Source organism: Pontibacter silvestris (assembly GCF_020907275.1).
In the GTDB taxonomy this organism is placed as follows: Bacteria; Bacteroidota; Bacteroidia; order Cytophagales; family Hymenobacteraceae; genus Pontibacter; species Pontibacter silvestris.
On record NZ_JAJJWI010000003.1, the window covers coordinates 309,510 to 331,737 of the forward strand.

General features: G+C 42.5%; 18 protein-coding genes. 9 read left to right on the top strand and 9 right to left on the bottom strand.

Features of this window, described 5'->3' with window-relative positions:
- Positions 1-13: 13 nt before the first annotated feature.
- Positions 14-1,132, bottom strand: coding sequence for a DegT/DnrJ/EryC1/StrS family aminotransferase (locus tag LN995_RS04335; RefSeq protein ID WP_229958719.1), 1,119 nt, complete (start codon positions 1,130-1,132; stop codon positions 14-16).
- A gap of 27 nt (positions 1,133-1,159) precedes the next feature.
- Entirely contained in the window at positions 1,160-1,573 is a 414-nt protein-coding gene (locus LN995_RS04340; protein ID WP_229958721.1) for a sugar 3,4-ketoisomerase, read from the bottom strand.
- 198 nt (positions 1,574-1,771) lie between these two features.
- Between LN995_RS04340 and LN995_RS04345 the strand changes: the two genes are divergently transcribed.
- A complete protein-coding gene (locus LN995_RS04345; RefSeq protein ID WP_229958722.1) occupies positions 1,772-2,377 on the top strand; it encodes an IMPACT family protein in 606 nt (201 codons plus the stop codon).
- Positions 2,378-2,418: 41 nt separating this feature from the next.
- A complete protein-coding gene (gene corA, locus LN995_RS04350) occupies positions 2,419-3,549 on the top strand; it encodes a magnesium/cobalt transporter CorA (protein ID WP_229958724.1) in 1,131 nt (376 codons plus the stop codon).
- Positions 3,550-3,558: 9 nt separating this feature from the next.
- On the opposite strand, the gene LN995_RS04355 is transcribed toward corA, so the two are convergent.
- Complete coding sequence (locus tag LN995_RS04355) at positions 3,559-6,279, bottom strand: hypothetical protein (protein ID WP_229958726.1); 2,721 nt, start codon at positions 6,277-6,279, stop codon at positions 3,559-3,561.
- Between the two features lie 145 nt (positions 6,280-6,424).
- On the opposite strand from LN995_RS04355, the gene LN995_RS04360 reads away from it, so the two are divergent.
- Positions 6,425-7,303, top strand: a complete 879-nt coding sequence (locus LN995_RS04360) for a universal stress protein (RefSeq protein WP_229958728.1) — start codon at positions 6,425-6,427, stop codon at positions 7,301-7,303.
- 17 nt (positions 7,304-7,320) lie between these two features.
- Here the strand turns inward: LN995_RS04360 and LN995_RS04365 are convergent, their stop codons facing one another.
- Positions 7,321-8,214, bottom strand: coding sequence for an ATP-grasp domain-containing protein (locus tag LN995_RS04365; protein ID WP_229958730.1), 894 nt, complete (start codon positions 8,212-8,214; stop codon positions 7,321-7,323).
- A 139-nt stretch (positions 8,215-8,353) separates the two neighbouring features.
- On the opposite strand from LN995_RS04365, the gene LN995_RS04370 reads away from it, so the two are divergent.
- Together LN995_RS04370 and dtd are read left to right on the top strand one after the other, a co-directional pair.
- Complete coding sequence (locus LN995_RS04370) at positions 8,354-9,010, top strand: hypothetical protein (protein ID WP_229958732.1); 657 nt, start codon at positions 8,354-8,356, stop codon at positions 9,008-9,010.
- Positions 9,011-9,210: 200 nt separating this feature from the next.
- Positions 9,211-9,663, top strand: coding sequence for a D-aminoacyl-tRNA deacylase (dtd, locus tag LN995_RS04375; protein WP_229958734.1), 453 nt, complete (start codon positions 9,211-9,213; stop codon positions 9,661-9,663).
- Positions 9,664-9,782: 119 nt separating this feature from the next.
- On the opposite strand, the gene LN995_RS04380 is transcribed toward dtd, so the two are convergent.
- From LN995_RS04380 to LN995_RS04390, 3 genes are all read right to left on the bottom strand, one after another.
- Positions 9,783-13,040 (bottom strand): TonB-dependent receptor, encoded by a 3,258-nt coding sequence (locus LN995_RS04380; RefSeq protein WP_229958737.1) that lies wholly within the window; start codon positions 13,038-13,040, stop codon positions 9,783-9,785.
- Between the two features lie 389 nt (positions 13,041-13,429).
- Positions 13,430-14,536: a purine nucleoside permease gene (locus tag LN995_RS04385; RefSeq protein WP_229958738.1), complete on the bottom strand. Its 1,107-nt coding sequence runs from the start codon at positions 14,534-14,536 to the stop codon at positions 13,430-13,432.
- 60 nt (positions 14,537-14,596) lie between these two features.
- Positions 14,597-16,171 carry a hypothetical protein gene (locus LN995_RS04390; protein WP_229958740.1) on the bottom strand — a complete coding sequence of 525 codons (1,575 nt, stop codon included), beginning with the start codon at positions 16,169-16,171 and terminating at the stop codon, positions 14,597-14,599.
- Positions 16,172-16,886: 715 nt separating this feature from the next.
- Here LN995_RS04390 and LN995_RS04395 point away from each other — a divergent pair.
- The 4 genes from LN995_RS04395 to LN995_RS04410 all read left to right on the top strand — a co-directional run bounded on the left by LN995_RS04395 (position 16,887) and on the right by LN995_RS04410 (position 19,850).
- Entirely contained in the window at positions 16,887-17,657 is a 771-nt protein-coding gene (locus LN995_RS04395; protein WP_229958743.1) for a glycerophosphodiester phosphodiesterase family protein, read from the top strand.
- A gap of 245 nt (positions 17,658-17,902) precedes the next feature.
- Positions 17,903-18,376 carry a nucleoside deaminase gene (locus tag LN995_RS04400; RefSeq protein WP_229958745.1) on the top strand — a complete coding sequence of 158 codons (474 nt, stop codon included), beginning with the start codon at positions 17,903-17,905 and terminating at the stop codon, positions 18,374-18,376.
- Positions 18,377-18,381: 5 nt separating this feature from the next.
- Positions 18,382-19,362 (top strand): MBL fold metallo-hydrolase, encoded by a 981-nt coding sequence (locus LN995_RS04405; RefSeq protein ID WP_229958747.1) that lies wholly within the window; start codon positions 18,382-18,384, stop codon positions 19,360-19,362.
- Positions 19,363-19,523: 161 nt separating this feature from the next.
- Positions 19,524-19,850, top strand: coding sequence for a nucleotide pyrophosphohydrolase (locus LN995_RS04410; RefSeq protein WP_229958749.1), 327 nt, complete (start codon positions 19,524-19,526; stop codon positions 19,848-19,850).
- 96 nt (positions 19,851-19,946) lie between these two features.
- On the opposite strand, the gene LN995_RS04415 is transcribed toward LN995_RS04410, so the two are convergent.
- Together LN995_RS04415 and gcvT are read right to left on the bottom strand one after the other, a co-directional pair.
- Positions 19,947-20,678 carry a 2-phosphosulfolactate phosphatase gene (locus LN995_RS04415; RefSeq protein WP_229958751.1) on the bottom strand — a complete coding sequence of 244 codons (732 nt, stop codon included), beginning with the start codon at positions 20,676-20,678 and terminating at the stop codon, positions 19,947-19,949.
- 90 nt (positions 20,679-20,768) lie between these two features.
- A complete protein-coding gene (gene gcvT / locus LN995_RS04420) occupies positions 20,769-21,857 on the bottom strand; it encodes a glycine cleavage system aminomethyltransferase GcvT (protein WP_229958753.1) in 1,089 nt (362 codons plus the stop codon).
- Positions 21,858-22,228: the final 371 nt, after the last annotated feature.

Below are 22,228 nucleotides of genomic sequence, written 5' to 3' on the forward strand. Positions count from 1 at the left end.
TCAGTAGCAATAATTATTTATTCCGGAAGAAGGCTTTAACAGCATTAATTACAGATTCCTGCTCCTGTTCTTTTAGCCCGGGAAACAAAGGCAAGCTCAGGCTTGTCTGAGACAGTTCTTCTGCCACAGGAAAATCTCCTTGCCTATGCCCTAAGAAACTGTAAGCAGGTTGCAGATGTAAGGGCACCGGGTAATGTATAGCTGTACTAATTCCCTGTTGCTGTAACCCTGCCTGAAGCGCATCCCGATGCTTTGTGCGAACATTAAAAATATGGAAAACATGAGCGCAACAAGGGGCAGAATACGGTAAAGATAAACCTTCTATATCTTGTAGTTCAGACAGATATACTTCCGCCAGCCGCTGTCGTTCTGCATTTAGTTCATCCAGATACTGTAGCTTAACCCGGAGCACTGCTGCCTGCAACTCATCCAGCCGGGAGTTAACACCTACCAGTACACTATTGTACTTGCCTGCTTCTCCGTAGTTTCGGTATCTCCTTATGAAGGCCTCCAGTTCAGGGTCAGAGGTGACTACAGCACCGGCATCTCCCAAAGCTCCCAAGTTTTTTGTAGGGTAGAAACTAAAAGCACTGGCATGGCCGAAGGAACCTACCTTTTGCTGCTTGTAAGTAGCTCCGTGTGCCTGTGCTGCATCCTCTATTATTTTGAGATTAAACTTCTCAGCTAGTTTCACTACCTCTTCCATCTCACAAGCCTGCCCATACAAATGCACTGGCACTATGGCTTTTGTCTCAGATGATATAGCTTTAGCAGCTCCTGCAGCAGTTATGTTAAAAGTATTTACATCGGGCTCTACCAACACAGGCTTTGCCCCTGCCTGAAGTACAGCATTGATTGTAGCAATAAAAGTATTAGCAGGCAGCAACACTTCATCTCCGACACTAATACCACAAGCTTTAAGAGCTATCACTAAAGCATCGTAGCCATTACCCACACCTATTGCTGCACCGGCACCTATATAGGAAGCAAAAGCGTGGTCAAACGCCGCTCCTTTTGCACCTAATATATACTGCTTACTATAGGTAGCTTTTATTAGCGCTTGCTTTACTTCCTCGTCCATGCCTGTTGGGAAATCTCTGAACTCAAAATAAGGAAGCTGTTGCTTTTTCATCAGGTTAAACACAGAGTTCCGGATAGCTTACAGGACTACATGATCAGCAAACTTTCGGAACTTACTATAATCCCGAATGTAATCCTTTTCATCAAACTCTGTTGAGGTAAGGCATAAAGCTATTGTTCCGGGTGCAAGCGTAAGTTCTGTCCAACACATGGCAGGAATATATAAGCCTGTTTTTTCGTCCTTTAGCTCAAACTCCAACTGCTCTTTTCCTGTATCTGTTTTAACACTTACAGTTCCATGAACAGCAACTAAAACCTCTTCTGTAGCTTTATTGGCATGGTTTCCTCGTACCACCCCCGGTGGTGTGCCGTGCACCCAGAATACGCGCTTTATAGCAAAAGGAATTTTGTCAGCGTATTGGGTTGTCGTGATAAAGCCCTCTGTAGGACTACCTATGCTGTCGAAGTGTATCAGTAGTGGGGATGCTGGCAAATCAGTATAAATTAATGGTACTACAAATAAATACTTTTTACGGTAAATATGCCACTGCAGCTGTGCCGGTTTTGCCCTTGCCTGTTCTTAAGCTAAATTTGTGAATAATTCAAATGCTCAAGTTCGTTCCGGAGCCTACATTGCTATGTAATTTCAACGGGCTAAACGTTTAGGTTTAAAGTACCTGGCCATTAAAAGATGCAAGAAGACACCTACCTTACTATAGAAGCTCCATCCGAAAGCCTTTACAAAGAGAAAGGGAGCAAGTTTATCGGGCTTGCTTATCCGGTATATTCTGAAGAAGATGTTAAGGAGATTATGGCTGAACTGAAAAAACAGTACTACGATGCCCGTCACCATTGTTATGCTTATAGCTTAGGAGCAGATAAAAGCCGCTACCGTGCTAACGACGATGGTGAACCCAATCACTCTGCCGGAGACCCTATACTTGGCCAGATTCGTTCTGCTAATCTAAGCAATGTACTTATTGTGGTGGTTCGCTACTTTGGCGGCACTAAATTAGGTGTAAGTGGCCTGATTAATGCCTATAAAACAGCTGCAGCTGATGCCATTGCGAATGCCGTTATCGTTGAAAAACACGAGGCCTCACAACTGCTCATACACTTCTCTTACCCACAAATGAATGATGTCATGAGCTTGGTGAAAGAGTATGACCTGGATGTTAAAAAGCAGCAGTTTGAACTGGAGTGCCGCCTTACGGTGGAGGTTCGAAAAAAGCTGGAGCTTGAGGTGGCAGGTAAACTTGAAGAACTGGAAAATGTTACAATTTCCGTGATTGAATAGCCTGAGCTTTTCTTACCTTGCAGGCTACAGCAGCATTAACTATGGCAAAACGTAAGCATAACAGGTCCAGAAATAAAATACTAGATCGTAAAGCAGGTTCAAAGCCGGGGCATTTATATGTACCCACCAACGCTTATGCACCGCGTTTCTTTCTGATGTCTTTTACGGATGAAATGTTTGAGGAGCTGGAACTACCTAGCTATGCAGAATTACTGAAAAAAGTAAATGAAAGGCCGGATGCTCGGCATTGGATAGATATCAGAGGCTATGGTGATTTAAAGCTTCTGGAGCACTTGATGGCTGACTTTTCACTGCACCCTCTGCATATGGAAGACGTAATAAACGATTACCAGCGCCCTAAAGTGGAGGACTTTCAGGACACAAGATTGTTTATTATTACCCGCATGCTGCGCTGGTCCACTGAACAGCACTCTCTCGACGACGTGCAGCTCTCTCTGTTTACCGGTTCCAATTATGTGCTAACGCTTCAAAGTGACTATGACGATTGCCTTGATCCGCTTCGGGAACGCATCAGAATAGGCAAAGGCATTATCCGGCAACGCCCCACTATGTATATGGTGTATGCCATACTCGATGTGGTACTGGATTATTACTTTCCGGTAATGGGAGAAATCAGCAATTATCTAGATGACCTGGAGATAAAGGTATTACAGGACCCAACCAAAAGGACTTTATCACAGATTCTGGATCTGAAGGGAGAACTGGTAAAGCTTCGCCGCATTGCTTGGCCGGAGCGGGATAAGATGAATGAGATACTCCGCATGGATGATGACATTATTCCTGACAGCCTGGACGTATACTTCCGGGATGCCTACGACCATACGGTACAGTTAATTGACCTGATAGATAACCATAAGGAAATGACTTCTAGCCTGGTAGAGTTATATATGTCTACGGTCAGTAACCATATGAACGGGATTATGAAAGTGCTGACAATCATCTCCAGTATTTTTATACCGTTAAGTTTTATTGCCGGTGTATACGGCATGAACTTTTCCCGTGAAAACCCTGAAACAGGCAAAGTTTACCCGTGGAGCATGCCAGAATTGTACCAGCCTTATGCTTACCCTTCCCTACTGCTTTTTATGTTCCTGATGGTAGTACTACAACTTTATTTCTTTTACCGGAAGGGTTGGTTTAAAAGCTTCTGAAATGAAGTATTACTCCGGCAGCTTAAATTCTAACTTCGTCAGTTCACGCCCATACACTTTGTACAAACTGTAGTTGTTAGCCACTTCGTTATAGTAAATGGTTACTGGCTGATTGCTCTCCAGTGTACGGTCGCCTATAAGGGTAGCTTTAGAGTTGTACAAATATGTTTTCTGCGGGCCTGTCTCGGTTATGGCAAACACCTTCTTATCACCTCCGAAATGGTAGTACTGCACAATTTTAGGAGCTGAGGTTACATATCGCTTGTCAAGCACCTCTTTCAGGTCCTGGTCAAACAGTACAACACGCCCCTGATCCTGCCTTGCTATGATAAATGAGCGTCCGTTGCTGCTCTCTGGCACCAGGTTAAACATGGCACTTTTAGATGGCCTTATTAACTGCTCACGCTGCAGCACTTTTCCTTGGAGGTTAAACACCACTACGGCACCATATTTTGTTACAGCTGTTATTTCTGATCTTTTTAAATCAGAGCCAAGCTTTGCAAAAGCACCAGACGTAACAGGAGACTTCAGGCTGAACGGAAAGCCCGGATATGTTTCTCCATTGCGGTTAAGCGCATATACATAGCCATTTTCGAGCAGCACCAGTATGACATCCTGCCCCCCTACGCTCAAGTGTTGCGGCTTGGCAGCTAACCTGTAATCCATGCGGCGAGGCTGCCAGCCGGGTATGGCAGTCCCCAATATATCGTACATGTACAGGTTACCTAGGTTATCATCAACCAACAACCTGTAATCGCCATCTTTATTATAGTCGAAAGCAGCCAAATGCTGTACATTAACAGAGTCTGGCAGGTTAAAAGGGAAGTTATCCAGGCTCCTTCCTTGGTTATCAATAGCATGAATGCGGTTCTCAGTTACAAATACGTGTCGCAGCTTTTTATCCGGCCCGTACTCAATCTGCTTTATGGTGCCACGCACTTTACTTCCGACAGAGTCTACCCACCCTAAACTTCCATTGGCTGTGATATTGAAAAGTACGTTAACTGAGTCCTGCACGACAATCTCTTTACTCCTATCTACGGCATTCTGTATAGGAAGCGGCCTGGAGTACAGCAGGTTACCGAAAGACAGTGTTAAGCCAACAGTAAACCTACTTTCACGGGAAGTCGAACTTCGCTCCTGTTTTCTGATAACTAAGCTGGTATAATACTGCTTCTCTACCTTAGCAAACTGCAAACTTACCTGATTAAAGCGCTTAATCAGCAACGCGTTCTGTAGCAGTTCCTCCCGGTCATCATCAGTAACAGAACGGCTAAGTACATACCAGGCATTAACGGTGTTAATAAAGAGGCTAAAATTTGCCTCCTGCAGCGTTTCTTCCAAGAAAGCTTTTTGTGCTACAGATTTGCCCCACACATTCTCATCCGAAATATCATCCAACAGTGCCCGCAGGGTGGATATATCAGGCGCAAAGATCAGGTAATCGTCTACCTGCACGATATAACTTTGATCAAAACCAGAAAATAATTTACCAAAAAGCTGTGCAGGCAGTTCAGGAACATCTAACAGTTGAATGGTATAGCTACCATACTGCTCTGTGAAGGCACTTTTTTTACGGGCATCACTGAGATGCTCACCCAGCCTGCTTAAAAGTGTTCCTGCCAGATCTACATTACCAAGATGAGCATAAACAATTTTATCCGGGCTGCTAGTGATGTTGTAAGCCTCCATATAGGCTAAGGCAACCTCGTTGCTAAAGGTTTGCGACAAGCTATCTAATATGGTACCATAAGCTGTCCCTTCCGCCTGCGCCTCCTGCCGCAGACGTGTTACCTCATCTAAGCCAAAGTGCATCATTACTGCCGTTCTGATGGGCAGATAGTTTCTAATCAGCAGTGGTTGTGGTTTAACAGGAGCTATATTACTGTGAAATGAATCTTTTAGTCTCTCGGGGTTAGAAAACCCGTTCATAAAAATTTTATCCTGTTCTAACTTAAGCTCCAGTTTACCATTTTGGCAAAGACTTGCCAGATAACGCACCTGTGGCATAAGCTCATCGCGCACAAACAGTTCAAACAGATCTGGCAAAGCTCTGTAGTTGACGAACACATTGGCATAGACATCGGGCTGGTCCAGGTAATTCGTTTTCTCGAAGCCTGTAGCTATAGAGGTAAGCTTGGCCCGGTTGATACGTCTTACGATCTCCTCGATAAGTACCGGCGATGGACTCACAATTACATTGTTATGGTAGGAGAAGTAGGTAAAAGTCGTTCCCAACCGGGTATTGGTAATATCGGTCAGCAAAAAACCTTTGTAATCGTGGGTTTCTTCTGTAAACGCACTGCTTTTGCTAATGCTCTCGATAAACGTACGATAAAACCGATGCTCACCGACCGTTGAAATAGGTATATAATAGGCAAACTGAATATCGTTCTTCCCTTCTACATGTATAGAAGTGAGGATATCTTTTTTATCAAGAAAGCGTTCCAGTCGCTGATTACCAGCGGCTGCACTGTCTAAGTATGCTATATTTTCCTCGAAATGACGGGCGGCAGGCAGCATAGAGAAATTATCCCACAGTTCAGTTTCCCGCAGGTGCTCTACTAGTGCTGTATGGTTATTAGTCTCTACTACCAACACAGCATCCTCAGGTACCAACGTCCACAAATCCACTTCCTCTCTGGAGTCTTTCAGTTGGTTAAAACCATAGTAGACAAGAGAGGCCAGTACAACAAATCCGATAAAAAAGAATACAATGCGTTTCGGCATGGCAAGAATTTTCAAACCACAAAACTAACTGAAAAAATTTAATACCTGAAAAGGCGAAGGCGTGGCAAAGCGTATAGCACCTAAATATAATAACTGAACAGGAAGTATCATCCGTATACCCAACATCGAACCGGACACTTACTTTATGTTTAAAATATTACTTCCTGTTGATTTCTCTGATGGCACACTAAAAACCTGCAGTTACGCTCTTAATCTTGCTGCAGGAGCGAATAAGGCGCGGCTCGTACTTCTGCACTGCTTTCTGGATTATTTAGCTGATGATGCACCTACTGTCAATTCAACTTCGGGCTTCGCTTCCTCTGAAGCCATCTCAGACCGGGTTATTCACCGGAATGAACTGGATGCTCAGGAAGAACTTGACGAGCTTTATCATGAATTGCTAAAGCTATCCCGAAAAAATGGCCAACACGTGCAGTTAGAGCGAGCTTTTATACATGGCACACCTCAGGATGTAATACAGGCCCAAGTTCAGCGATTTAAGCCTGACCTTATTATAATGATGGGTACCAAAGGAGAACCAGGGCTGGCAAAGAACCTGTTTGGCACTGTTAGCTCAAAAATAGCACTGGATGCCCAGGTACCAGTTCTCACTTTACCACAAGAGTACAACGGCCGGAGCCTGAGTAAAGTACTTTATGCCACAGACTTTGATAAAGCAGACGTTCGCGCCATTGCTATTCTGCAGAACCTGCTACAGCCATTTTCGCCTGCTATAACCTGTGTACATGTTTCGGCTCAAAACGAACAGCAGGACCAGGAACACCTGGAGCAACTCCAACAGCAACTGCAAAAGAATACCGCCGCCACAAATACCCGTTTTGTACTGTTAAAAAAAGGTAGCGTGGCAGAGGCTTTGCAGGAATTTGTACAGAAGGAAAACATAGACTTATTAGCTTTAACCACTCGCCAGCGAAGCCTATTTGACAGCATTATCCGCCCAAGCCTGGCTAAAAAGCTGGTGCTGACATCAGAGATACCATTACTTGTTTTCCATAACTCTTAGAAGCGCACAAACAATTACTACAAGGCAAGCTGTGGCAGATTAGCTTGCAGTGCCTCATAATACCGGTCTATGGCTCCCTCGCTGGTAGATAAGAATAGGAACGGCTCTATTAACTCCAGTTCCATCAGTACCAACTCGCCTTCCAGCTCTACACCATCTACGCGGGCATACAGGCAGTTTTGTGCAAACTGATCAACTATGGTTTGAGCTGAAGCTAACAAACGAGCCGGTAGCTCCGGGGTGTGTACTGTGCCCCCATAGAAATGCTGCACTCTGAAATCGCCTGACTTTGCGGTCTTAAGCACACCATGGCTAAGCACCCCATTGAAAAAAATAAAAGACCACTCACCCTGTGTTTTAACCTCGTTTAGGAATGGCTGTGCCAGGAATGCTTCCTTTTGCAGTAAGGCATTAATAATTTGTGCTTTAGCCTTTGCTTCGCTTTTGGTTAAGGCAAACGTATTCTTAGCACCTCCGCTTACACGAGGCTTTACAATAATCTTTTCGGCTTGTAGCTGTTCAAACACATGCTCAACATCAAAAGCCCTCTCCTGCTCCAGCCATACCGTCGGCACTACTTTCACCCCCTGCTGCTGTATATCTTTAAAATAAATTTTATCAGCATTCCAGCGAAGCGTTTGCACCGGGTTTAACACAACGCAACCCAATGCCTCCAGTTTATCGAGCCATTTATAAAAGGCCGCTATTTTATCAAAATAATCCCATGGAGATTTAATGATAACTGCATCAAACCGCTCCCAGTTCACCTGCTCATCATCCCACACCTGAAACGATACAGACAATCCTTTTTCTTTCAAAAACTGGTACAGTCTTTCATCTTCAGCATCCGCGTTATCAGTATAATTTCCTAAGCTCCGACAAGTTGCAAGAGCTATTTGTTGTAATTCCATTTTTTATGATATTTGCTGCAAAATTATACTTTATCTCGCGTAGAAACCACCGTTAAGGTACTTTAAACTAAAACTTTTAGAAGGGCAGTTTACGTATGAAAGGTATATATCTTTATCCTACTATTACTGCTCATACATAATGTCTGATTTTACTCACAACACCCTACGCTGGAAGTACAGCCTTACTGTACGTTTACTGGTGTTGTTGTTGCTTATAAATACTGTTGCATCAGCCTGTAACACAGACTCGCCCACTGATGAGCATGAAACTGATGTAACACGTGAGCGGAACCAGAAACAACTTGCTAGCTCAGACACGACAGCAGCACGCCGTGCTACAAGGCATAAGCCCACAACCATTGCCTTACTAGGTAACCCATTTGTGGCTAACGCCAGCCAGAGCAATAGCCTTAGCTCTTATTTTAACTGCATTAACGACGATTTTACTCTTGATGCTGATCCTATTGAAAACCGACATAGGTCTAGTGTTACAGATACTATTTACACTATCCGGTTCGGTAGTTCTCTGATAGAGTTTTACGCACCGTCTCAAACAGGCCAGTTGCTGATACAAGTAGCAGACATACAAAATAATAGTATTGTACTTCGCAACAACATGCGTGTCGGCATGAGCCATGCTGAACTGCTGGGGAAATTAAGAACTCAGGAAATAGTTGTTACACAAAACCCGAACGAGGTAATAGCCTCCAACAAAGACGGCGCCCCTACATCGTTGCGTTTCTTTCTTAAGAACGGGAAAGTAAGCCGTATCCGTTATGACGGTTATGTAGATTAGCCTGAACCTGATCGTTATTGCAAATATTCTGAACAGCTTAGCTTACCCGATATCAACTTAGCTGTAGTTACTGCAGGACGGAAATCGGTGAGTTGCCAGAATTGCTTTCTTATCACTTTTCATATTAACGTACTAATAACTCCTATAAACCTTTCGCTTTGTAAATCCTATCTTTGTGAGGAACTAAACTATAGCTAACGATGCGAGTTGTAATACAGCGTGTAACACAGGCTTCCGTAGAAATAGAAAGGAAAATAAAAGGTAAGATTGGGCAAGGTATACTCTTACTGGCAGGTTTTTGTGCAGACGACACCGAAGAGGACCTGAAGTGGATTGCCGGAAAAGTGGCTCAGATGCGCATATTCGGGGATGAAGACGGAAAAATGAACCTAAGTGTGCAGGATGTACAGGGAGATATACTTGTTATCAGTCAGTTTACCTTATATGCCAGTACGAAGAAAGGTAATCGCCCCTCTTACATTAGCGCAGCCCCTCCGGCCATAGCCATTCCACTTTATGTAAAGTTCATTGCCTTACTAGAGACTGCCTTAGGCAAAAGAGTTCAAACAGGTGACTTTGGAGCAGATATGAAGGTCTCGCTCCTAAACGATGGGCCAGTTACGATTTTGGTTGACTCGAAAAATAAGGAGTAGTAACTTTTTCGGCTAAAGAAAACAGGCAAGAATAGTTGTTCTTTTATTGGGCTAACGTTTGGGGGATTTAAATAAAAAAGGAGCTAAACGCTCCTTTTTTATTTACTGGTTATTACCAATTAATTGAAGATGTAACGGATACCTAACTGAGCTGTCCAAACATCGTTTTGTGTAATAGAGTTCTGATAGGTGCTGTTCAATAATTCAGAGCCTAAAGTAGCCATTCTGAATTGAGGAATACCATCAGCATTAGTGCCGGCAGCAATCAGAGGAGATCTGTTAATATATCTATCTCCCACTCCCCAATTACTATTAATCATGTTACCTACATTAAACACATCAGCTCTAAGTTGTAGTGTATTTCTCTTGCCACCTACATTCACAAAAAACTCTTGTACAAGGCTAAGGTCAGCACGGAATACCCAAGGCATCAGCACTCCATTTCTCTCAGTATACTGGCCTCTGCGGTCGTTAAGGTAACTATCCTGTGCAATGTAAGCATCAAATGCATTCGCCTGCTCCTCTGGTGTAAACAGTACTGTACCGGCATTGTTGGTAATCGGCAAGAAAGTTAACTCACTGGCGCTATTTGGAACATAAAGCAAATCATTCCCAAAAATGTTATCTCCATTCATGTCTCCGCTATAAGTGTAGCTGAAGCGCCCCTGGTTCTGCGCCTGATAGAACAGCGATATTTGTGTTGCACCAAAACCAGCATATTCTTTACGATAAGAAACAGAGCCGATTACACGATGACGCAGATCATTATCAGAATAAGCTACTTCAGGATAGTTACTTCCGTTTATAGAATAAATACCATTATAAGAGCCTGAAGCAGTGCTACCAGCCGACATAAGGTCTTTTGCTCTGCCATAGTTGTAGGCAACACGCGTAAACCAGCCATTGTTAAATGGTCGCTCTAGTTGTGCAGTTAAACTGTAGGCATAACCTCTACTTGTATTGGTTAGGTAATAGTTGTTTGTGATAGATGAATTTAATCTGTTGGCATTGCCTTCAGGGTAGCGTAATCTGTTATCAGAACCTTCAAAAGTACCTATAGGATCAGCTTGATTAACATCCAGGTATCTTACAGCATTCAGGTTTTTGCTGTAGATGAATTCTAATGTACCTACTATACCAGCAAACAAAGACTTGTCAACTGCAATGTTGCTTTTCCAAACCTGTGGAAATTTGAAATTCTGATCTGAAATATTCAATTGATATGTAGGAGGAAGTGTTGGGTTTGCTGGATAGTTCGCTGTGATATCCGGGTTAAAAGGAATATCTGTAGTGTTGTTAAGCGAAGTGGTGCCAATTATAACACCATTCTGCCCTATCTGATTACCTATCCACACAAAAGGAGGACGTCCGGTAAAGATACCTGTACCTCCACGTACTTGTAAGCTTTTGTCGCTGAACACATCCCAGTTAAAACCCAGGCGCGGCGACCACAAGACTTTAGGATCTGGCATTTCATCTGTCCTTACCATCAGAGGATTGCCATTTTCGTCTCTGAAGGTCATTTCAGCTGCAGCCTCATTCAAAAGCCCTGTTTTGTCAAAGAAAGGTACATCAGCACGTATGCCTGCTGTCAGGTTTAAGTTAGCAAGAGGCGCCCATTCATCCTGAAAATAAAGACCTGTATAAGTTACCTTTGTTCGGGAAGTTGGCTTTGCATTGCCAGGCAGAGCTGAATACTGCTGTTGATACCGGATTACATTCACTGGCGATGTAGTTGCAGCAGGGTCAGCCAGGTAGGCATTGGCTGCAGTATAAAAATCGTTCAATGAAGCATAAGTATAAACACCTACAGCCATCTGCACAAAGGTATTATCGAAACTCATCCGCTCCAGGTTATAGCCAGCCGTTAAAGTATGTTTGCCAGCATAATAAGTAAAATTATCCTGTAGCTGGAATGTTGAATAGGACAGTTCATTGAAATAAGTGTAAGGATCATATCCAAAAGAAATATAAGTAGTTCCTTCGTTTTGAATATCTACATGCGGGAAAGGATTTGTTTGCTCCCGGCCTTCATCCTGATAAGTGTATCCTATTTTAAAGTTATTAGAGAATCTGCTGCCAAAAGTAGAATTTAGTTCACCTATTACAGAATGAATCTTTTCCAGCTGAACATAATTTGAGTTTTGAAAATTTAGCGCATTAGCGTTTCCTCTTCTGTCACCACTTACAGTTGCGCCGTTACTAACTAAAACATCCTGCCGGGAATCAAGCATATTATAACGGATGCTGGCTCTGTGGTTCTGGTTTATGTTCCAATCTAACTTAGCAAGAATCTTATCGCTTTTACGCTCCAGGTTATAATTTTCGTATGCCCCAGTCTCGTAGCCGAAGTTAGTTCTGAGGAAGCTGCTGAGTTCATCTAGGTCTGATGCCAGTACTCTGGTAGTACTTCCTTCCACAGGCTCTCCTCCCCGGTTAGCTCTATACTGTGTGGCTGGTTCTGTGCGGCGCTCCAGTTCACCGTTCAAAAAGAAAAAGAGTTTATTTTTGATAATTGGGCCACCCAGGCGAAAGCCTGCCTGCTTATTTTGGAAATCATTTACTGATACGGTTGAACCTTTCGCTTCATTACCGACCAGGTTTTCATTCTGGATATTATAGAATACAGAACCTGAAAACTCGTTCGTGCCGCTTCGGGTAACGGCGTTGATACCGGCACCTGTAAAACCATTTTGTCTTACATCATACGGTGCAACGTTTACTTGTATCTGCTCAATGGCATCCAAGCTTATAGGAGCCGAACCTGTTCTACCACCTGGCTGACCAGATCCTAAACCAAAGGCGCTATTCAAAACCGCACCATCAACAGTAATGTTATTCAGGCGGTTATCCTGCCCTCCGATGCTTTGCCCGTTAGACTGAGGAGTTAGACGTGTAAAGTCATTAATAGATCGGTTTATAGTAGGAAGTGTATTAATAGCCTCACGTGAAATATTTGTTGCGGCACCTGTCCGGTCAGAGCTAAAGACGGCGTTTCGATCAGCCACCACCTGTACTTCATTCAACTCGCTCGTCTGCTCAGACAGTTTAAAATTAAAAGTGGCAGCAGTACCTAAGCTCAGTTGTACATTGTTAATTACCTGCTGCTGAAAGCTGATATAGCTTACTGTAACCGTATAAGGCCCGCCTACCCGCATGTTAGGAATGGTATATCTCCCATCGGTGTTTGTGGCAGTTCCGTACCGCGTACCTGAAGGTGTATGCACTGCCTCAACAGAGGCACCAGGCAATGCCGAACCGTTAGTATCAGTGACAATACCTGTAATAGAGGATGTTGTTACACCTTGCGCCCAGGCCAGCTGCAAAGGCAGCATAAACACCAGGAACAAGAGAATTCTTAGAGAGAAGTTCTTCATAAAATAGTGGGAAAGTTATATATAAAGCTTTTATCGGTTGAAGATAGAAAACAAACTTTTCATATAAAACTATGATTATATATTTGTTAACAAATTGCACCTAATCTTAATAACACAAATAAAATAAGACCTTATATTATAATTATTTACAAATGGTCGTTAGCAATATTAATACTTTGCTACAAGCCGTTACCTTAAAAAATATAGCTTTACAGGAACTTCTTAAAATAAAAAGAAGCAGGAAAAGTGGTAATATTTATAACAACTGAAGGGCCAAGGAACATTCAGCTATAAACACAAAAGGTACCCTCTTAGGAAGAGACTACCTTTTGCAGGATGCTAAAGAAACGTTGAAGCTTTTTTACTATTTATGCTGTTGTGCCTTCTTATTAATTTCCGGGTGTTCTGTCTTTGTAAGTTTCCCAATTGTTTATAAGGCTATCTACTACTACTACCCCTATTTTGTAAGCTGCCTCTAAAGACGGTATGTAAGCGACATAGCCTATTTCTTTGTTAGAAAGGCTTTCTGTGGCTGTGTTGTATGAGTGTTGCATTGTAAAGTTGCTGGCTGTGCGCAAAACAAGATAGCGGTTAAAATCAACTTTGCCTGCCTGCGCCAGAAATTCTAAGGCCTGGCCTGTGCCGGTGTCTTCCATTGCTGAAGTAACAAAATTGCCCTGTCCGTGTGTCCAGTATTTTACCCATGCGTTTGCCCAATCGTTATTGTACTTTCCGTGCCAGTAAGTCATAGCGGCTACGTGGTCACCTTTCATTACCCTCGGAGGTTTCTGTGCTTCAGGATAATTAGTATACTTCGCCCTCATGTTTCGTATCTTCTCATCATCGTCCAGCTTTACATCTTTAGTGATAGTATAGGCCCAATCTACCAGGGCTGGGTTAAGGTGCATGGCATTGTTATAGTCATTTTCCCGTGTAGGCTCTTCATACGGTTTTGATTTGCCAAGCGGAATATAACCGGTAGTCCAATCCTCTGGAGTTTCACGCGGATCAATTTCATGCGCCAGATCGCCATCCACGAGCCACTCTGCCCAAACGGCTGAGCCAATTGTTCCATCTTCCGGATCAATACCTGAAATAGCTGTTACCATCCAGTAAGCCTGGGACAGGTCGAACCGGGGGTCCATGCCAAGTGCCATAATAGAAGCGGCGGAGCGTGCAGTTCCCATACCTGTGCATATAGCCAGTACCTGCTTTTCCGGGTTATAACGTAATGTACGGTAGCCCTGCGGAAAAGGAATAGAATCTGGTAATGGTAACCGCTCTACCCAATATTGATATTCTCCCGGACGGTCTCCTGTATCTTTCCCGTTTTCAAAAGCCGTAACAATAACTACCTTAACAGGAATTTTATCAGAAGACTCTACGGCAGTTTCGCTCAATGCTGTACTGCTGTTAGCCGTTTCTGAGCCTGGAGATTGGCAGAACGTACTGATAAGGGCTGTTCCGAAAATAAGAACGCATAAAAATTTTCTCATAATTAGAAATATAGGTTGGTGTTTTAAGCTAATTTGAATTCCTGACGGCCTAGTAGTAGCCTAGAATGTTGTGTTTAAGTTGTCTATAAAGCTGTTCCATTTCTTTTCCCAAGCAGCCAGGGCCTGCTCCTTTTCTTTTGCGCTCAGGAAGCTATAAGTAATGGAATTAATAGCCAGCTTTTTTAAATCCCGCAGGTCAAGCTCCCACGCCAGAAAAACTGACCAGTAATCAGGTGTAACGCCTACATAATCAAAAATACCCGGGTCATCAGGATTGATAGAAATCTGAATGCCTCTCTTAATCCAGGAGTGAGCCGGATGAATTCTTAAGTCCTTCACATACCCCAGAATCTGATTACTGAGCGGACTTACCTCAACACAGATATTCTGCTGCTGAACCATTTCTTCTGCTGTCGGAAAAAAAGCGAGGTTAAAGCCATGTCCGATACGTTTGCTGTTAAGCATTGCGGCATCATATACATTAGAGATGTGCTCCCAACTGCTTTCCCCGTCGTGCAGGCTGAGCGGCATATCAATGCCATATACTTTTGCAAGAGAATCCCGCATTAGCCATGCATCTCTGTAAAACTGTGTTGTATGGCCTTTGTCTTCATGCGCTACCAGATCATAAGCTACTACAACATCTGGATGTCGCTGTCGCACTTTAAAAGCCGTCACCAAGTCTTCCTTAATCTTTTCCAGGGGGTGAAAACGAATATTGGTGTAAATAAGCTTAAATGTGAAGTCAGGTTCTCGTGTTGTGCGGACCCGCTGCACCGCCCGCTGATAATAAGAGATAACAGAATCGCCGGGAAACGAACCAGCAGGATGTTCTAAGTCATACAAGCTGCCACCAAGGTGAGTTCTGGCCTCTACATGCTGTACACCATCGGCTGCCAGTGAGTCGAAAGTAGCTGTGCAAAGATCTTCAAAAACTGGTTGATAGGAGGTAAAACCTCCCACACGCTGAAAGCGGCGCTCAAACTCTCCCCATATATCTACAGAATCTCCCATCATAGACTTGTCGAAAGTAAGGAGCGTATACAGCTGATCCGGAAAAGCTTTCACCGTATCGTTTAAAGCCTTTATGGGATAAAAGCCGGCTGGGACTTTCCCATCTTTAAAAAAGTGAATCTGCCCTTTAATATACTGTTTGTTATCCGGCTGCCAGTAAACGTAACAATGCGGTTCCTGCAACGCCCGCTCCACAATCCATCGGTAGCTACCACCTGCGTTCGGATGAAGATGCTGTATTCCTCCTTTAGGTATCTTCTTCAGTATCTTATACAGTTTAGTTGAATAAATATGCTCCTTAGACTTAAAGAAATGATGTGCAGGTGGGAAAAAATGAACAGAGTCATAATAGGCTATCATTTCTTCCCTTAGCGCAATAAGCTTTTGATTGGCAGCTTCTTCTTTCTCAGACAAGCTGATGGTTCCTTCAAAAGAGAGTAAGCTATCTTTCTGTACCAGTTTCTGACGTTGTGTCTCATAATCATCGGCATTTGAGTAGGAGACTGCCAGCGGTAAATCTGATGCTGATGGAGTAGTGTTACCTGTTGGCTTTTTAGTCGCGCAGGCAGCTAATAAGCAAGTGACAAAAACAAGATAAATGAACGTAAACTTTTTTTGCATTTGCATGAGGTGAGGCCTATTCTTGCATCTATATTAAATAATAAGACAAGCCATTAAAAATTATTTAAGTTTAAATAAAAAGCAGGTAACCACAAAGCCACTGTTTAAAAAGTACTTGAGCTTCTAATTTAAAGTCAATTCGGTCGCCTTAGCTAACGGTCATTCAAGTACTCTATTTCGAGAAGTTACTAAGAGACATACTTTTGCTCCCTAACCTCTCTTGTTTAGAAAACCCCATTAAATAGCCAGACCTCCACTAATGTTGTTACCTAAACACCAAAATTAACATTTACTTAAAAGTTTAACACTACTACATTGTTCAATCTGGTAATTAATTATTAAAATTACTTTTCGGGCTAAAATATCTTGTATCGATAAAGTTCATCCTTAATGATAAATGATTCAGAACTGGTACATAGGAAGGCACAGTATTTAAAAGTGTAATTTGATATGATCTAAGTCTAGAGGCAGCTAAAATTAGAGCCAGGGATAGAGGAACTATGTGCTTGCACAGTAAAGCTATTGCTTCTTTATCTCCTGCCTCACACTCATTATTTACTTCATCGCCAAACATCATTACCATATAAACCAAATGAATAACAAGTCTGTAATCAGCTATCTTTTTTTGTTTTTATGTTTATTAATAACTGTTAGGTGCTCCTCTCCCAAAACATCGAGTAAGAACAGCTTGATAAAGGCAGAAAGCTATCAGGAGATGCAAAAGTTACGCTGGAACCCGACACGAAAATCCCCTCTTATTTTAGCTCACCGGGGCGGCCCGGATAAAGGGTATCCAGAAAACAATTTGGCAACTTTTAAGCACACGCTGAAGCATGTACCTAATGCTATTTTAGAAATGGATGTTCGCATGACTAAAGATAGTGTAATAGTGCTGCTGCACGACGAAAGTCTGGAACGGGAAACTACTGGTAGCGGCTTATTAAACACCATAACCTGGGAAGAAGCAGATAAACTGCGGCTAAAAGATATAACAGGAGAAGTTACGCCATATCACATGTCTTTATTTGAGGATGTGCTGGATTCGGTATGCGGCAAAACCATTTTAGCGATCGATGCAAAACCAGGCATAGATTTAGATCGCATGCTAAACGCTTTACAGGATAAAAACTGCTTAAGTTCTGTATTTATTATTCTTTATTCAATAGAGGATGCCGTAAAGGTGCATCAAATATATCCTGAGTTAATGCTGGCTGTTGGCGTAGATAATATGGAGAAACTGGAAAAAATTAAAGAGGCAGGTCTTCCTTTTAAGAACATAGTTGCCTTAACTCCGGGCTCTCTCCAAAGTAGAGAATTTTATAACGTCCTTCACCAACACGGTATGTTGGGCTCCATGGGAACTTACGGAGCTTTTGATGAAAACGCCAGTGACGAGGCTTACCTTAAACTTTATCAGGAAGGCGTTGATATCATCACGACAGATCGGCCGATTCCAGTTTACAATATGTTCAAAAGGAATATGTAATAGTACTACGTTCATTTCCTAATTCCCTCCATACAAAACAGGAACTGGCTGTTATATATTGCTGATGGGCTACCTATGAGCGTGCCTTCCTCTTGAACAAAAAAATATAAAGGCCTTCAGGATTAAGATTATGTATAAACTTGATAAAGAATTTAGATAGAAAGCTTTCAACTTTTCCCAGCACCAGGTACCTCCATTATAAAATGTAACCTGAGTTAAAAAACTTATGAATAACTTTAAAGTTAATGGAAAATAAAGAACAGTTTATGCGGGAAGCTATCCGGCTTTCTATCGAAAAAATGCAGGCAGGCTTTGGCGGACCTTTCGGGGCGATAGTAGTACGCAACGGAGAAATAGTTGCCAGAGGGTTTAACAACGTAACCTCTTCCAATGATCCAACGGCACATGCCGAAGTAGACGCTATCCGGAAAGCGTGTGAAACATTACAAAAGCACCAGCTAGACGACTGTGAACTCTATACCAGCTGTGAACCCTGCCCCATGTGCCTCGGTGCTATCTACTGGACCCGATTCCGAAAGGTATATTACGGCAACACAAAACAAGATGCAGCTGCCATAGGCTTCGACGATCAGTTTATTTACGAAGAAATTGAAAAGCCTTTACCTAAGCGTTCTATTCCGATGGAGCAAATGTTACCTGAAGAAGCAATCGCAGCCTTTCAGAAGTGGAACAGTAATCCGGATAAGCAGGAATATTAAACTATATGAGTACTCATAAATTTATAAACAGTAGTATCTTATTTCTCTTACTGGTCTTAAGTTCCTGTGTCTCCTTACCTCAAGGTACAGATAGTAACCTAGCTTTTCGTGTAGTGCCTTTGGGAGTAAAAGGAGGCGTGGATGAGAGTAACCTTTCTGCCTACATGCTGGCCCCTGGCAACTCGAATAGCTACATATGCCTTGATGCTGGAACACTACATTATGGAATTTCCAAAGCGGTATCTAATAAGGCTTTTACAGTACCTGCAAGTGTAGTTCTCAAAAGCTATATTAAAGCTTACCTGATTTCTCATCCACATTTAGATCATATTTCAGGATTGATCATTAACTCCACAGAAGATTCTACCAAAAACATTTATGCCACAGAGAGCTGTATCAGCCAGATAAAAGAGCATTATTTTAACTGGAAAAGCTGGCCTAACTTCGGAAATGCCGGAGAAGGCTTCACACTTAAACAGTATCAGTACAAAGTGCTTCCTGCCAATGCAACAGAAGTACATATTGAGAACACAGACATGCAGGTACAGGCTTTTCCATTAAGCCACTCCGCCCCTTACCAGAGTACTGCCTTCCTAATCCGGAGTAAAGATAACTTTGTGCTTTATCTAGGTGACACAGGACCTGATGAAGTAGAGAAGAGTGATAATCTACAGGCCGTCTGGGAAAGCATTACGCCGCTTATTAAAGCGAAGCAGCTAAAAGCTATTTTTATAGAAGTTTCTTACCCAGATGACCAACCGGATAACAACCTGTTCGGGCACCTCACGCCTCGTTGGCTCATGCAGGAAATGGGCAACCTGAATAATCTGTCTGGTACAAATGCTATGCAAGGACTAAATGTGGTTATCACACACATGAAGCCAACCGGTAACAGTGAAGAAATTATAAAAAGGCAACTCAGAGAAAGAAACAGCCTTAAACTAAACCTCATTTTTCCTGAGCAAGGAGAAGCAATCACTCTTTAACCTTACGACCGTGTAGCCCGGTTAGTAGCACAAGCCATGTTGCTATCTCTCTTTTTTATGTTGATTTTAATTACCTTCATGTTATGGCTGTTGAGCTAATACCTTAAACGTTCTTTCAGCCACACTTAATTAGTACCTTAAATCACAACAACAAATTAACCATGACCATAGCCGAAGCACAAGCCATAGTAGACAAGTGGATTAAAGAGAATGGCGTTCGCTATTTTAATGAGCTAACCAATATGGCTATGCTTACCGAAGAAGTTGGCGAAGTAGCCCGCATTATTGCACGACAATACGGGGAGCAATCGTTTAAGAAAAGTGACGAAGGGAAGCAACTCTCAGATGAACTGGCTGATGTGCTGTTTGTATTGATTTGCCTGGCCAACCAAACAGGCATAGACCTAACAGAAGCTTTACAACAAAACCTGGAAAAGAAAACTAACCGCGACAGCGAACGTCATAAGCAAAACGAAAAGCTGCGGTAAAAGAATTAAGAGGTTAAATAACTGAATGATAGAATGTCAGCATCAGAAACAAATCCTTAAAGTTGCTCTATCATTCAGTTATCAAAAATCAGCTACCTATTTTTCAATTATCTCCTTCTTTAAATCAACTAACCGGTCTTTCTTCCATACTGGTAATACATCGTATACATTGTGCTGCAGGCAGAACTCAATATCTTTTTGAATCCCAAGCCGTTTCATACGCTGCACATGCGATGAATCATTCAGAAAAGAAAGTACGTCAGAATTTGCCTTTTTATACAAGTGTAAAGCTGCAAGTGTAGCATCATTTGCAGAAGAAAACTGAGCAAGGTCAAGCAGTTGTTCAGTAAGTGCACCTGCAAAAAGTGTATCTTCCAGGTTAAACATGCCTTTCCAGCCAGCACATACAATAATTACATCCAGCTGCAGCTCTGTCAGGTGCTTTGCTACCGCATCAAGGTTTAGGAATGCGCCAATAACAATTTCCGCTGCCTCCTCAGACATACGAATAGCGCGGGTACCGTTTGTGGTGGTAATAGCAATGGTACGCCCTGTGATATCGGTTTCCATATAGCTGAAAGGTGAATTACCAAAGTCGAATCCTTCAGCTTTTATTCCCTCACGTTCAGCAGCGGTTAAGCAGCCCTGGCTGGCATATGCCTGGCACTCATTCAGCTCCATTACCGGAATAATGTCGGCAGCACCGTGTGCAAAAGCAGTTACCATAGTAGAGGTAGCTCTCAAAATATCCACGGCCACTACAGCCTTACCTTTTAGGTTGTACAAGTGCAACAGCTCCGGGCTGAAACATACGTCTATACTTGGCATATCTTATTTTTTACACTTTCAGAAGTAAGGCTTTGTAATACTTTACACATTAAAAGCCTTTAGTCCTGGCTATTTTACTCTCTTATAATTTTACTTTTTGATAAACGGAAGTTTTACGACCTGTGCTTTCATGTCTTTGTTACGCACCCGCACAAACACTTCGCTACCTGGCTTGCTAAGCTCTTTGGTTATATAACCTAAACCTATTCCCTTGCCTAACGATGGCGACATAGTACCGGAAGTAACCTCTCCTACTTTTTCGCCCTCCGCATTTACTATTTCATAATGAGATCTTGGTATGGCTCTGTCCACCATCTCAAAACCAACCAGCTTACGTGATACGCCACTAGCTTTTTGCTCTTTCAGGCTTTCAGAGTTAGTAAATTCTTTATCAAACTTCGTAATCCAGCCAAGCCCGGCTTCAATAGGTGAAGTAGTATCGTCTATATCATTTCCGTATAAGCAGAAGCCCATTTCCAGGCGGAGTGTATCGCGTGCTCCCAAGCCTATTGGCTTTATACCAAACTCTTTACCAGCCTCCATTATGGCTTCAAATACACGCTTGGCATCATCATTCTTTACATAAATCTCAAAGCCACCGGCACCTGTATACCCGGTTGCAGATATAATTACATTCTGCACACCGGCAAACTCGCCACGCTCAAAAGTATAGTAGGCCATGCTGCTCAGGTTAACTGCAGTAAGCGCCTGTAATGCTTCCGTAGCCTTAGGTCCCTGCACCGCAAACAGCGAAATATTATCAGAGACATTCTCTAACTCAACTCCCCCGGTATTAAACTTATTTACCCAGGCCCAGTCTTTGTCTATGTTAGAGGCATTTACTACCAACATGTAGTCTTCTTCACCTAAGCGATATACCAGCAGGTCGTCCACAATACCACCTTCGTCGTTAGGGAAACAAGAATATTGCACCTTTCCATCAGCTAATTTAGAGGCATCGTTAGAGGTAATACGCTGAATCAGGTCTAAGGCACCAGGGCCTTTCACCAAAAACTCTCCCATATGCGACACATCAAAAATACCAACAGCATTACGCACTGTGTTGTGTTCATCTAAGTCGGATGAATAACGCACAGGCATATTGTATCCGGCAAAAGGTACCATTTTAGCTCCTAAAGCCTCATGTGTATCATTAAGTGCAATCTTCTTAAGTTCCATTCCTTTTATACTTTCTCATGTGATTGAGAGGCAAAAATAGTTAAATTTAATCCGCTTCCGAAATTTTGTAGAGAAGCTCTTACTTAAGCTCCTCTACTTGATCTCCAATTTACGCTTATATTACAAAATTCTTATATTTAGATTAAAACACAACGTTATTTACCTGAAACCGTATACACTCTCGTCTCTTTTAGACCAAGACCTCATGACTACCGCCCTTATTACTCTATCCACTCAATATGTGTTTTTACCTGCAGTACCTGCAGTTTTATCCCATCATACATACCTTACATGTGTAGCTGCTACATACTTTTAGCACAGCTTTAAGATCATCAAATTCTTCTATACTATAATTATTATATTGATCTTAA

What these genes read in the sequence shown, in the direction of transcription:
- gcvT (WP_229958753.1), bottom strand. Translation starts at nt 21,857, where the DNA reads ATGGAACTTAAGAAGATTGCACTTAATGATACACATGAGGCTTTAGGA.
- LN995_RS04380 (WP_229958737.1), bottom strand. Translation starts at nt 13,040, where the DNA reads ATGAAGAACTTCTCTCTAAGAATTCTCTTGTTCCTGGTGTTTATGCTG.
- LN995_RS04370 (WP_229958732.1), top strand. Translation starts at nt 8,354, where the DNA reads ATGTCTGATTTTACTCACAACACCCTACGCTGGAAGTACAGCCTTACT.
- LN995_RS04345 (WP_229958722.1), top strand. Translation starts at nt 1,772, where the DNA reads ATGCAAGAAGACACCTACCTTACTATAGAAGCTCCATCCGAAAGCCTT.
- LN995_RS04365 (WP_229958730.1), bottom strand. Translation starts at nt 8,214, where the DNA reads ATGGAATTACAACAAATAGCTCTTGCAACTTGTCGGAGCTTAGGAAAT.
- LN995_RS04335 (WP_229958719.1), bottom strand. Translation starts at nt 1,132, where the DNA reads ATGAAAAAGCAACAGCTTCCTTATTTTGAGTTCAGAGATTTCCCAACA.
- LN995_RS04360 (WP_229958728.1), top strand. Translation starts at nt 6,425, where the DNA reads ATGTTTAAAATATTACTTCCTGTTGATTTCTCTGATGGCACACTAAAA.
- LN995_RS04390 (WP_229958740.1), bottom strand. Translation starts at nt 16,171, where the DNA reads ATGCAAAAAAAGTTTACGTTCATTTATCTTGTTTTTGTCACTTGCTTA.
- corA (WP_229958724.1), top strand. Translation starts at nt 2,419, where the DNA reads ATGGCAAAACGTAAGCATAACAGGTCCAGAAATAAAATACTAGATCGT.
- LN995_RS04355 (WP_229958726.1), bottom strand. Translation starts at nt 6,279, where the DNA reads ATGCCGAAACGCATTGTATTCTTTTTTATCGGATTTGTTGTACTGGCC.
- LN995_RS04415 (WP_229958751.1), bottom strand. Translation starts at nt 20,678, where the DNA reads ATGCCAAGTATAGACGTATGTTTCAGCCCGGAGCTGTTGCACTTGTAC.
- LN995_RS04395 (WP_229958743.1), top strand. Translation starts at nt 16,887, where the DNA reads ATGCAAAAGTTACGCTGGAACCCGACACGAAAATCCCCTCTTATTTTA.
- dtd (WP_229958734.1), top strand. Translation starts at nt 9,211, where the DNA reads ATGCGAGTTGTAATACAGCGTGTAACACAGGCTTCCGTAGAAATAGAA.
- LN995_RS04405 (WP_229958747.1), top strand. Translation starts at nt 18,382, where the DNA reads ATGAGTACTCATAAATTTATAAACAGTAGTATCTTATTTCTCTTACTG.
- LN995_RS04400 (WP_229958745.1), top strand. Translation starts at nt 17,903, where the DNA reads ATGGAAAATAAAGAACAGTTTATGCGGGAAGCTATCCGGCTTTCTATC.
- LN995_RS04385 (WP_229958738.1), bottom strand. Translation starts at nt 14,536, where the DNA reads ATGAGAAAATTTTTATGCGTTCTTATTTTCGGAACAGCCCTTATCAGT.
- LN995_RS04410 (WP_229958749.1), top strand. Translation starts at nt 19,524, where the DNA reads ATGACCATAGCCGAAGCACAAGCCATAGTAGACAAGTGGATTAAAGAG.